Origin of the sequence: Paenibacillus sp. RC21 (assembly GCF_044907935.1) — a bacterium.
GTDB classification, from domain to species: domain Bacteria; phylum Bacillota; class Bacilli; order Paenibacillales; family Paenibacillaceae; genus Paenibacillus; species Paenibacillus terrae_A.
The window spans coordinates 741972-755510 of the sequence record NZ_JBIYCS010000001.1 but is presented as its reverse complement, the minus strand read 5'-3'; the positions used below and the strand labels follow the sequence as shown (position 1 = coordinate 755510).

The window sequence follows — 13539 nt, the reverse complement described above, 5'->3', positions numbered from 1 at the left end:
GTTTACGAATAATGAACAGGAAGAAAATTCCAATAAAAAAGATATACAGTATGCAGCAATGTGAGCACCGCAAACAGGATTTTGCCTGTGGCTCTACCTCTCCTTTCCCCCGTAATCAGCTTTGCACCATTCACGATCAATACCCATACAGCAATGAGCGCTGAAATCATTGGGAGCGTACAAATCCCCCAGACATACCAGGCTGGATAGCCATATACAATCTGACTATTTCCATAAATAAACTGTACGCCGAGAAAAATCGTATTCAGTAACGCGATGAATGCAAGGGTTGAAGAAATGTGGGTTTTATCTTTGCGGATAGATCTTATTGCATACCTTACGACCCAAATCAGCAGGGTTGTGATGAAAAACAAGGAGGCAGCAGCATAGTTGACAAGCAGCGTCCAGGTACGGTGCCAAAGTGCCGTCTGCTTCATGGTCTTGCTATCCGGAGCGACCATCATCCATGTACCGTTTTGCGGATACAGCAAAATTTTAAGCTGCCCTCCCTTTTCCACAAACAGCCCATCGCCTGCTGCTTGAAAAACTTTGTTCGTTGCTTCATTTTCATTCGGGTACACACCGTTAACAATTAGCGTATGATCATCTTGAATCTGAACGGTGTATTTAATGCTTCCCAGCATCCGAATCCATTTCCCCCACCCATGAACGGGGTTCACATTCACCTGATATACGCCCTCGATCTCTGGCGGAAGCTTCACTTGGGTAGCAGAAGGAGCCAGTGACTGTGAATCGGCCTGCGGCTCTGCGGGCAGCATTTGGGCTATCGCATTTATGACTTCTCCATGAAGCAGAGTGTCCGTGTCAGCCGTATTGATGGTCACAAAAATACCAATCTTTTGAGACGGAATCAGTACCATTTCGGAAATAAAATCATCAATTTCCCCGGTAGCCCACAGCATGGGTACTCCTGTCTCCAGTTGGCCACGGAAAAATCCGTAGCCCACACCATCCAGGCGTGGATCTGCTGCAAATTGCTGTGTATGCATGGCTTTTACCGTTTGGGGCTGGAGTACCGCCCTCCCCTCATATCTGCCTTCGTTTAAATGAGTGATTAGATAATGTGAAAATTCGTTGGGTGTGATGCTCAACGCTCCTGCTCCCGGCAGATTAATATACGAAAAAGGCTGTTTCAAATACGCTCCATGTTTCCACCGATACGATTGAGCCAGTGCCGGATTATTCAGCGGCAAATCTAGTGTCGCGCCAGGCATATCCATCGGCTGGAACAGATGTGTACGGAGGTAATCATTCAGTCCCTGACCGCTTACTTGCTCCACAATATTACCGACCAGACCGTAGGCGACATTACTGTAATCAAACTGAACTCCGGGCTCGCGAATGGGCGGCTGATTTTGAAAATAAGTGCTGAGATACTGCTCTGTAGGCAATGAGCCTGCCTTGGTCGAGCTGTTAATGCCGTACAGCGCTTCGTCCAATCCCGAGGTATGTGTCAAAAGCTGATGCAGATTAAAAGGCTGATTCTGGTATTGAGAAGCTTTATAGCTGTAGAGATAGCTGTTCACGTCTTCATTCAGATCAAGCTTGTTTCGCTCGACCATCTGCATAGCGGCGCTTGCACTATAAGATTTGGTTAGAGAGCCGACACGAACAATGGTCTTTGCCGGGTCGAAGGCTGTTTTTCTCTCCAGGTCTGCATATCCATACCCTTTGCTAAAAAGTATTTGATCTCCCTGGGTCACGACGACGGCAGCCCCCGGAATATGCCATTTGTCCAATTTTGTGTTCATGATGTGATCCACTGCTTTTTCCAATGAATTCGGCGTTATGTTGCCTGCTGCCCCTGCCGGAGCAATGAGCAGATTCCAGAGAAACAACGATGCAATGAATGCGGATAGGCAACAAATGCCTCTATTCTTCATGTGAAGTACCATCCTTACGTATGAAGTTGGCTTCTTGATTGAACGGTGCGGTGATTGCATAGCGGAGCAGATGTTTTCACTCGGATTCGGAGCCATCAGCATGGCGCTATGGAATCATCGCACTTCCCATAGAGAGAGTGCAGATGATAGAGCGAATCCTGAGCGAATCACGTAAGCAGCAGGCTTCTTACATGTTCGATCAGGATTCATGGGTTACAGATTAAAAATTAGTGAACTCCAGTCAAATCATCGACCGTAGTTTTTCAAGAATTATGATGTGCCAGATCTTGTGCCATGTCTTTGTCCATGTTCCGGATTATGTTTTGTATTGCGGCACGGATACTTTTTACATTTTCCTCGATAAATCCGGGTTCCAGCAGTTCATAATGATTGCCAATCAAGCTATGCTCTTCATAGCTTCCTTGTGTAGCGTCTTTCCATAAAAGTCGATTGTCTCCTGTACCCTTGACCGTTTCCGATCCAACGGCGACAAAGCCGTGAATATTCGCCTGAACGCTCTCTGTATTCACAAGCTGGTTGCCATACACCGCGTAAGCGATCATTTTACGCTGGTATGTTTCATTCAACAGCTCACGGTAGGATTCGGGAACCTGTTCCAGCATGGCATGAATTTCGTGCTCTGTTTCTTCGACTGTGAAGGGCAGGGCTTCCTTCCTTTTGACCGAATCGAGCATCAAAATGTCGGATACAGCATGACCTTGACGCTCCAGTGTGTCGGCAACCTTATGCGCCAGGTTACCGCCTATGGAATAACCAAGCAGCACATACGGACCTTGCGCTTGCGTGCTGACGATCAAATCAACATACCGTGCCAGCATTTCCTGCTCATCCGCTGCATCATCTACGAACTCCAATCCATACACGACTGCATCCTGATCCAGTTGTTTCGCAAGCTCCGCGAACGACAGCCCGTATCCAAGCATGGGCGGAAAGCAGAAGATGGAGACAGGACCGTGTTCATTCAATCGAATGATTGGACTATCTGCCTTAGATTGCAAATCCGATTTCAATAATGCGAGCGCCTGCTCTTCGATGGTCGGGAACTCCAGAACACTGCGGATTGGAAGCTCGATGTCTGTGGCAAGGTGGACTTTGCGTACAAGCTCCAGCACTTTCAAGGAATGTCCCCCCAACGTGAAAAAGTCATCGTGGATACCCACTTGCGGGATTTCGAGCACTTCCTGCCAAATGGCTGCCAGCAACTGCTCCACATCGGTTCGCGGTGCGACATATTCTATGCCCGTGTGCAGCGCTTTGTCCGGCACAGGTAAAGCTTTGCGGTCGATTTTGCCGTTTGTCGTCAGCGGTAACCGATCCAGCTGTACGAATGCGGATGGAATCATATAGTTCGGCAGACTGGCCGACATCACAGCTCGAATCTCACGGATGGTCAGCTGTTCATCGGAAGTGAAGTAAGCACATAATTGCTGCTGGCCTGTTTCATCTGCACGGGCCATGACGACCGCTTCTCGTACCGACTCCACCTTCAACAACTGCGATTCGACCTCGCCCAGCTCGATCCGGTACCCCCGGATTTTCACCTGATGGTCGATCCGGCCCAAATATTCGATGTTGCCGTCCGGCATCCATCTCGCCAAATCGCCCGTGCGGTACATCCGCTCATCGCCTGCTTCGCCACCGGCAAACGGATCAGCAACGAATTTCTCTGCCGTCAGTTCTGGACGGTTCAGATAGCCTCGCGCTACGCCTACACCGCCGATGCACAGCTCCCCTGCTACCCCAATCGGCTGCATTTGCTCCGTCCCTTCCTTCACGATGTACAGACGGATGTTCTGAATCGGTTTTCCGATTGGAATAACGGCATATTCCTCCGTCGGCTCGCAATCGAAATACGATACGTCCACCGTGGCTTCCGTCGGTCCGTACAGGTTGATCAGCTTCGCTCCAGCGATTCCTGACACGAGCCGTTGGAAACGTGCCACATGCTGCGGAGGCAACGCTTCCCCACTGGCAAATACATGACGCAGCGTTCCCAGCTTCGCTTGCATTACTTCCTGCGGCTGCTGCTCCACATACTCCAGGAATGCATGCAGCATCGCAGGCACAAAGTGCATCGTGCTTACGCTATCGCGGGCAATCGTTTCGACGATGTCCTCCGGATTCTTTTCCCCGCCAACCGACAACAGACTCACCTTCGAGCCAACCATCGACCACCAGAACAGTTCCCACACCGACACGTCGAAGGTGAAGGCGGTCTTTTGCAGGATCGTATCCTCCGCACTCAAGCCGTAACGGTCATGCATCCACAAAATCCGGTTCAGCACGGAATGGTGTTCGACCATAACGCCCTTCGGTTTTCCAGTGGAGCCGGAGGTGTAGATGACATAGGCTACATGGTGCGGACCAGCCAGCGGTGCCAAATTCGAGCCGTCTTCTTGGTAAATTTCTTCGCTGTCCAGCACCAGCACCTTGCCGTCGAAGCTCAGCGACGCTTGCTCGGCCAAATGCGATTGCGTCAGCACCAGCTTCGCTCCCGAGTCCTCCAGCATGAAACGGATCCGGTCCGTCGGATATTCCGGGTCAATTGGTACATATGCGCCGCCTGCCTTGAGGATCGCATAGATGCCCACGATCATTTCCAGCGAGCGCTGTACTAAAATGCCTACCGGCTGATCCGGTTCAACGCCTTCCGCACGCAGGGTACGTGCAAGACGGTTGGCCGTCTCATTGAGTTCTCGATAGGTCAATGATTGATGACCCAAAGCTACAGCAATATGATCCGGCGTGCGCTCTGCCTGCTCCTCAAACAGTTTTTGGATCGTGTGATTGCTTGGATATGCAGAGGCAGTGTCATTAAACTCTCCTGTAATTTGTTGTTTTTCCGCCGCTGTAACCAGTTCCAGCTCTTCTACGCAAACATTCGGGTTAAGCAAAACTTGCTCCAACAGGTTCACAAAATGTCCATGCAGACGCTCAATGTCTGTTTGATCAAAGCTTAACGCGTTATACATAAAACGAATCTTTATGCATTCTCCCGGCATAACGACGAGGTTCAGTTCGTAGTTGGTCTGCTCTGCAGCCACCACGTTGGAAATCGGGAATGGTTCCTGCCCGTCAATTCCCAGTTCCTCGACCTGCTCCTCCACCGGATAATTTTCAAACACCATAATATGGTTAATTAAATCCTGCTTCTGGTCGGTCAATGCCTGAATTTCAAACAGTGGATACGTATCATATGCATGAGAAGCCAGCGCCTGCTCTTGCATTTTCTTCATAACTTCTGCAAAAGATTCCCCTGCCTCGCAGCGGATGCGAACGGGAATAGTATTAATGAACAAGCCGATAATATCCTCGACCCCGATAATATCCGATGGACGACCTGAGACAACACTGCCAAATACGACATCACTGTGGTTGTTATATTTTTGCAGCACAATCCCCCATGCGGTTTGTAATAACGTATTCATGGTCACCTGATACCGCTTAGCCGTCTCCTCCACCCGGAGGGTCAGCTCACGCTCCAAATCCGTCGCCCAATCGCTGGCCTTGTAGCCTTCACTCTTTCGACCGGATTTTATAGCTGGTAGTGCTGTTTGCTGCTCATACCCGGATAAATAGCTGCTCCAGTAGTCGGCTGCCGCCTTGCCATCCTGTGCTTCCAGCCATTCAATAAAGCTGCTGTACGGCACTGCCGGTGCCAGCTCTGGCACTCTGCCCTCCTGAAGTGCTGCATAGCTTTCAAACACTTCTTTATTTATAAGGGACAGACACCAGCCGTCCATGACGATATGATGGAAGCTCCATACAAAATGATAGCTGTCTTCTCCGGTACGTAAAATCGCTACACGCAGCAGGACATCTCGACGCAGATCAAAGCCCCGTGCTCTATCCTCCAACTCGAAGTTTTTCACCCAGGTATCTCTTGTACCCACATCCAGCTTGTGTAAATCCTCATATTGAAAGCCGCAATCCCGACTTCGATACACCACCTGCAACGGCTCCGTATCCCGGCCAAAATAAAAATGTGTACGCAGCGCCTCATGTCGCCGAACCAGAATATTCAGGCTTTCTGCAAAAGCCCGAATGTCCATCCGACCTCGCATATCATAAGAAACCTGCTCAAAATACGCGTCATTCGCGGCTGCTTGACTATCCAGTTGGCTGTGAAACAGCATTCCTTTTTGCATCGGGGTCAGTGCATATACATTGTCAACCTCACCCGCAGCACCCATTTCAGATAACAGGCTGTCCAAGCCCTCCACACTCATTCCTTTATAGGAAATATCACTTGGGGTCAGCTCCGGCTGTTCTTTATGAATGCAATGCGTCAAAATTTCACGCAGGCTCGATTCCAGTAATTTCGCCAACCGCTCTATCGTCTCTGGTCGATAGCTGGTACGGCTATAGCTAATCGTCAGACCCAGCTGACCTCCCGAAATGATGCCGCCAAAATCCAGCGTATACGTCCGAGCCATGGTCGGGCTTAGTGGCATGCCCCCACTGTAAGGGGATGACTCCAGATCATTTCCTTTCATATCCTGATCGAATTGTCCCAAATAGTTAAAGCTTATTTCTGGATCTGCCTCAAATAAGGCTGGAGATGTTACCTGCTCCTGGTGATCAGCTACATATTTCAGTACACCGTAGCCAATCCCTTTTTTCGGGATGCCGCGCAGTCCTTCCTTCACATGCTTAATCCGTTGCGAAAGAGTAATTTCTTGCGGCATATTAAGCAAAACAGGATATTGGCTTGTAAACCACCCAATTGTTCGGGTAATGTCTACCTCAGGTAAAATAGCTTCGCGTCCATGCCCCTCCAGATTTATCAGGAAACGCTCATTTCCGCTCCACGCTTGCAATGCCATCCCTACCGCTGTCAGCAGCAGATCGTTAACCTCCGTGTGGTAGGCACGATTGGCCTGTTTGAGCAGTTGCTCTGTCTCCGCACTAGTCCATACAGCGGTAACCGACTCACTGTCACCAATCAACGGATTTTTGTGCTCATGATGCCCGTAATCCTGCGGCAAGGGAGCCAGCTCGGCTTGTGCAAGCTCCTCCCAGTACGAGCGCTCACGTTCCATGGCTGGGCTATTGGCATAAGCGTACAGCTGCTGGGCCCACGTTTGGAACGAATCCGTTTTATGAGGTAACTGAATCACCGGTTCCCCCTTGGAGGCCTGATCATAAGCAGTTGCCAAATCCTCGAATAAAATGCGCCAGGATACCCCGTCCACCACCAAATGGTGAATCGCGACCAGCAGATGATCTCCATCCGGGCAACGGAACAGCCCCAGCCTCATGAGCGGCCCTTCGCTTAGGGAAATGCTGGATTGAATTTCATTGCAATTGGCTTCAACCATCTTCGCCAAATCGCCCTCGTTTACTTTGCTGTCCCTATAATCAAAGATTTCCAGATGGTATGGTTCGCCTTCCTCTATACCACGATTCCATGCCGTATACCCATTCTCCGACGAACGAAAAACCATACGCAATGCATCATGGTGCGCTGTAATCTGATGGAGCGCCTGCCGAAGTGCCTGTTCATCGTAGCCTTCTTGTCGATAGAGCATGACAGATTGGTTAAAATAGTGCGGCTCTGCCGTTGGCTGTTCAAAAAACCAGCGCTGAATCGGTGTAAGCAAAACAGATCCCGTAACCTCTCCCTGCTCTGCTATTCGGTTAACAGGCTGAATAAATTTGCTTAGTCCCGCAATCGTCGGGTATTTGAACAAGTCCTTCATCTCCAGCTTGTATCCAGCCTGAAACAATCGGGACGACACTTGAATGGCCTTGATGGAGTCGCCACCCAGATGGAAAAAGTTATCCTGTATGCCCACTCGCTGAATCCCAAGAATTGCCCCCCAGGCGGTAGCCAGTGCTTGCTGAACATCCGTCTCGGGTGCTACATAATCCATGCCTGTATCGACGTTTTGCTCCGGTGCAGGCAGAGCCCTGCGGTCTACTTTACCATTCAGCGTCAAAGGCAGTCTGGAAAGTTGCACAAAATAGGAAGGCACCATATAGCCAGGCAGATCCTGCGACAAAACGTTACGTAAGTCACTGGCGCTCAATTCGCTGTCTGTTACAAAATAAGCACACAACTGTTTTTGCCCGTTATCATCCTGCCGTACGGTAACAATCGATTCCTTCACTCCTGCAATCGTGGACAAACGGGTTTCTATTTCACCCAGCTCAATGCGGTAGCCGCGAATTTTGACCTGCTCATCCATTCTTCCCTTGTACTCCAACACGCCATCTGCACGCCAACGCACTAAATCCCCTGTACGATAGCAGTGCTCCCCGGGCCGGAACGGACTTTCTATAAACTTTTCCGCCGTGAGCTCCGGCCGATTCAGATATCCACGTCCCACACCGTCACCACCGACGATCAGTTCCCCCCAGGCTCCGATCGGCTGCAGCTTCAACGAACGATTGACCACATACGCGGTCGAATGATCAATCGGACGCCCAATGGGAATAGCTTGGGTTTGCGGTTCTGTAATGTCATAGATGGTGGAAAAGGTGGCGTTTTCCGTCGGCCCATAAATATTGGCCAAACGAAGCTGCGGGTGCTCCTTCAGCACACGATTGACGTGTGGTATGGATAACACATCACCACCCACAAGCAATTCCTTCAGGGAGGAAAACACTCCAATAGCTTGCTGTGAATGCTGATTGAATAAAGCCGTGGTCATGAACATGGTGTTAATACGATACTTGTCAATCGCCTGTTTGAGCTTGGCGGCGTCCAAAATAGTGTCATGACTTACCACATACAGTTGACCTCCGTTCAGCAGCGTTCCCCAGATTTCAAACGTGGAGGCATCGAACACCACGGCACCCATTTGCAGCATACGCGTATTTTCGTCAAGCGTGGCATAGCTTTTGTTTTTCACCAAACGCACGACATTACGGTGATCGATCATCACGCCCTTCGGCTTGCCTGTCGTACCAGAGGTGTAGATCACATACGCAAGATCCGAGGAAGATCCCTCCATTGGAACAGCAGCAGATTCATCCACATGAGCGTAAAGTTCAGATTCGCTACTCCATCGTTGTTCATCACTCAAATCTATGATCGGAATACCTGGTTCAAAAGGAACCTGCTCACGTCGCTGTGAAAGTAACAGCCGAGTACTGGAATCCTCCAGTAAATAACGGATACGCTCCTCAGGATATTCGGGATCAATGGGAACGTAAGCCCCTCCGGCCTTCAAAATCGCCAGCATACCCACGATCATTTCAATGGAGCGCTCCGCCATAATCCCTACTCGCTGTATCTCTGGCTCGGAGCCGCGCCGTATCCCATGAGAAGCGAGTATACGTGCCAGACGGTCGGAGCGTTCTTTCAGTTCGTGGTAGGTGAGCTGTGTGTCCGCAAAGGTGACAGCCAGCCGATCCGGTGATTGTGCGGCCTGTTCCTCGAACAGCACATGCAGCACTTGATCACGTGGATACGGATAGTCTGCTACTGTATCGTTGAATTGCATTACAATCTGCTCTTTTTCTTGGTACGAAACCATTTCAATAGCCGAAAGAGCGATATCCGGCTGTTCTATCACCGCATGGATAAGCTGCTGCAAATGTACAGCCAGTCGTTCGATGGTTTCCCGTTTGTACAGCCGGGTTCCGTATTGAAGACCGAAGACAATTTGCTCCCCATCCTCCATCGCGAACAGACTCAAATCAAATTTCGCGGTATTTTGTTCACTCGGATAGGGTGCCAATTGCAAACCTTCCAGTTGCTGATCCTTTTGCTCCAAATTTTGTAGAGCAAACATGGTATCAAATAACGGATTACGGCTTAAATCTCGATCCACGTCCAGCTTGTCCACCAGCTCTTCAAACGGATAATCCTGATGTTCAAAAGCTTTCAATGCGTTTTCCTTGACCTCTAATACATAATCGCGGAAGGTCTTACCACCTTCCGGATAATTGCGAATTGCCAGCGTATTCACAAACATCCCGATCAGGCTACCAAGATCAGCATGGGGCCGCCCCGCAATCGGCGAACCGACAATAATATCCTCCTGCCCGCTGTAGTGGCTAAGCAAAGACGTATAAGCTGCCAATAGCACCATATATAATGTCGATTCCGTCTGTACCGCAATGCTTTTTAAACCTTCGCTCTGCCGTTGATCGAGCGTAAATTCCAGCAAATCTCCTTCAAAGCTTCTCGTCGCCGGACGTGGATAATCGGTTGGTATATCCAGCACAGGCAGCTCTCCTGCGAAGGTATTCAGCCAGTAGCTTTCCTGCTGCCGATAGCGTTCACTTTGCTGCTGCTCCTGTTGCCAAGCAGCGTAGTCCTTATACTGAATGCGCAATGGTGGCAGTGTGTCACCTGTATATAAATGGATGAAGTCCTGAATCATCACATTTATAGAGGTACCGTCCGAAATGATGTGATGCATATCCAGTAGTAAAATATGATGCTCTGGATCTGTTTCAATCAAACCGACTCGGAAAAGCGGAGCCTGTCCAAGATCGAACGGCTGGACAAAGTCGCGTACTAGTTCGTCCGTCTCCTTTGGGTCAGCTCCATGGGCATGAATCAACTCCATACGAAAAGAAACTTCGTCATGTACTCGCTGGACAGGTTCACCGTTCATGGTCTCAAAGCTGGTACGCAATATTTCATGGCGGTCAATAAGCTGGCGGAACGCATTGTCCAGTGCATTATGATCAAATGAACCTGTCAGTGTCAGAGCGCCAGGAATGTTATAGCTAATTCCCGCTCCATCAAGCTGATTGAGGATATACATCCGTTTTTGTGCCGAGGACACCGCATAAAATGGCTTATTCTCCGTAACAGGTATGGATTCATAGGCGGTTTGCTCCAGCGCTTCAATCACCTGCGCAAGCTGTTCAATCGTCGGGTGCTGAAACAGGTCCTTTAGCTGCACATTTTTATGCAATTCCTTATGAATAAGTGATATAACATGTGTCGCTCGCAGGGAGTGCCCTCCTGCTTCAAAAAAGTTATCCTTAATCCCAATGCGCTCAAGCTCCAGCACATCTTTCCAGATACTCGCCAGTTGTACTTGTAATTGATTTTGAGGAGCTACATATTCTGCGCCTGAGCTTATACTTCCCTCCGGCTGCGGCAACGCCCGGCGATCCACCTTGCCGTTCGGTGTCAGTGGCAATTGCTCCAGCTGTACAAAATATGACGGCACCATGTAGCCCGGTAATTCTTGGCTCAAAGCGCTGCGCAACTCACTTGCTGTTACTTCCTCATGGGTCACCACATAAGCGCAGAGCTGCTTTTGCCCCTGCTCATCCTCATGTGCAATAACGACGGATTCTTGCACCGCCTCCAGCTTCAACAGCTGCGCTTCCACCTCGCCCAGCTCGATCCGGTAGCCCCGAATTTTCACCTGGGCGTCGATCCGTCCCTTGTATTCCAGCGCCCCGTCCGCCTTCCAGCGTACCAGGTCGCCTGTGCGATAGCAGCGTTCTCCGCTGCGGAACGGACTGTCGATGAACTTTTCAGCCGTCAGGTCCGGACGGTTGCGGTAGCCACGTGCTACCCCGTCACCGCCGACGATCAGCTCACCCCACGCCCCGACAGGCTGGAGCTGCATCGAGCGATCCACGACATACGCCGTTGAGTTAGTGATTGGGCGGCCAATTGGCACCGATTCGGATTGCACACCGGCGATCGCATGCATGGTGGAGAAGGTCGTATTTTCGGTTGGGCCATAGATGTTACTGATCCGCAGGGAAGGATGAGCCTCCAGCACCCGGTTCATATGCGGAACGGACATCACATCCCCGCCGACCAGCAGCTCCCGTATCCCCTCGAACAGCGCCAGATCCTGCTGGGACAACTGGTTAAAGAGCGGTGTGGTCAGAAACATCGTGGTAATGCCGTGGCTGCGGACCGCTTCCTTGAGCTTCGGCGCGTCCAGAATGACATCCTGACTCACCAGCACCAGCTGTCCACCGTTCAATAGCGCACCCCAAATTTCAAAGGTGGACGCGTCAAAGACAACGGCCCCGGTCTGCAAAATACGCGTATCGGCATTCAATTGCGCGTAGTTTGTATTTTTCACTAGACGGACGACATTGCGGTGTTCCACCATAACCCCTTTCGGCTGGCCAGTTGTTCCAGAGGTGTACATGATATAGGCCAAGCGATCAGCAGCGGTTGCCTCCACTTGTTCTGATTGCGTAACTTCTGGTTGTATAATTTCTGGTTGTGTGGTTGTAGTAGAAGCAAGCTCAGGACTAGCGGAAATGGAGTAGAGCGGGTTTAAGCAATCTACATATCCGATGCCAGTTACGTCAGCATACGTCTCGTTGTCGTTCCGCAAAACCGGATCGAAACGATCAGCATCATCCGTTCCATAAATTGCGGAATCGCTCAGGTCGAGCACAGTTCCCTTAAAATCAACGGGCCGATGCTCCATTCGCTGTACGAGCAGTATGTTAGCACCAGAATCCTCCAGCAAATAGCGTACGCGCTCATTCGGGTATTCGGAGTCAATCGGGACATATGCTCCGCCTGCCTTGAGAATTGCAAGCATACCGACGATCATCTCAATCGAGCGTTCAGCCACAATGCCGACAGTCTGCTCGGTGCAGATCCCTTGCTTACGTAATGTATGAGCTAGACGGTTGGCCTTTTCATTCAATTCTCCATAGGTTAGGCTATCTTTTCCGAACACTACCGCCACCTGCTGTGGGACCTGCTTCACCTGTTTCTGGAACAATTCATGAATGGACGCATGACGTGGATAATCCACAGCTGTATCGTTGAAGGTATGAAGCAGCTGCTCCACTTCTTGCTCTGACAGCAGTTGTGCTGCGGAAATCTCCAGTTCTGGCTGATGCAGAACAACGCTGTACAAGCGCAACAGTTGCTCAACAAAGCGTTCAATCGTCGCCTCGTTATAACGGTCGCTACTGTACTTCACGTTCAGAGAAACCGCTGCATTTTCCCACTGAAATTGCAAATCAAGCTCAGATTGTACATAATTCAAAAAATCAGGAATATGAATATTTTGCATAGACGCCGTGGTGTAAATCAGAGGCTTTTCATCCTCGTTACGTGGAATTTCAAGCCCCTCGGTATAGTTCCAAAAAGGTATATTTTGGTGCTCAATCGCTTCGCTGACAGAGGTTTTGATTTGAGACAGCAAGGCTTTGAAGGTCGTTGTGGAATCCAGTGTGTTTTTCAGTATAAGCAGATGATTGATCGGCTTTGTAGCACCGTTGCCAGACTTGGCTACCGGAATGCCCAGCAGCACACGTTCCTCACCTGTGTACTTATGTAACAGACTTTCTACTCCAGCAAGCAGAACCATAAACACTGCCCATGGAGCGCCACCTGTTATAGACAATATTCGCCCGGAAATTTCAGATGGAAAAGTGAGCGTGTACGTAAGGGAATTTAAATTCGTTACAATTGCATCCTTGGACATGTTGTTGGTGTATGGAAGGCAGATGATATGATCCTCGGATTCCAGCTTATGACTCCAGTAATTTTTTTCCTTCTCAAATAAGGCTTTCAATGACATCCCTCCTGCTTTATGGGGTCTGTACCCCGGTTGGAATGGTGCGTTGTTACGTAGATGAGCGTTGTGTCGGAAAAATAATACTTTGCAGGCAAGGGCAGGCGGACAAATCGCCGCCCTCTGCACATGCA

2 protein-coding genes are annotated in these 13539 nt (G+C 49.9%); both read right to left on the bottom strand.

Annotation, left to right across the window (positions count from 1 at the left end):
• Positions 1–2 precede the first annotated feature (2 nt).
• The gene (locus ABIA61_RS03305) at positions 3–1904 is read right to left on the bottom strand and encodes a serine hydrolase domain-containing protein (protein ID WP_283655877.1); all 1902 of its coding nucleotides are present in this window, start codon (positions 1902–1904) and stop codon (positions 3–5) included.
• Positions 1905–2167: 263 nt separating this feature from the next.
• The gene (locus ABIA61_RS03300; protein WP_404580281.1) at positions 2168–13405 is read right to left on the bottom strand and encodes an amino acid adenylation domain-containing protein; all 11238 of its coding nucleotides are present in this window, start codon (positions 13403–13405) and stop codon (positions 2168–2170) included.
• Positions 13406–13539: the final 134 nt, after the last annotated feature.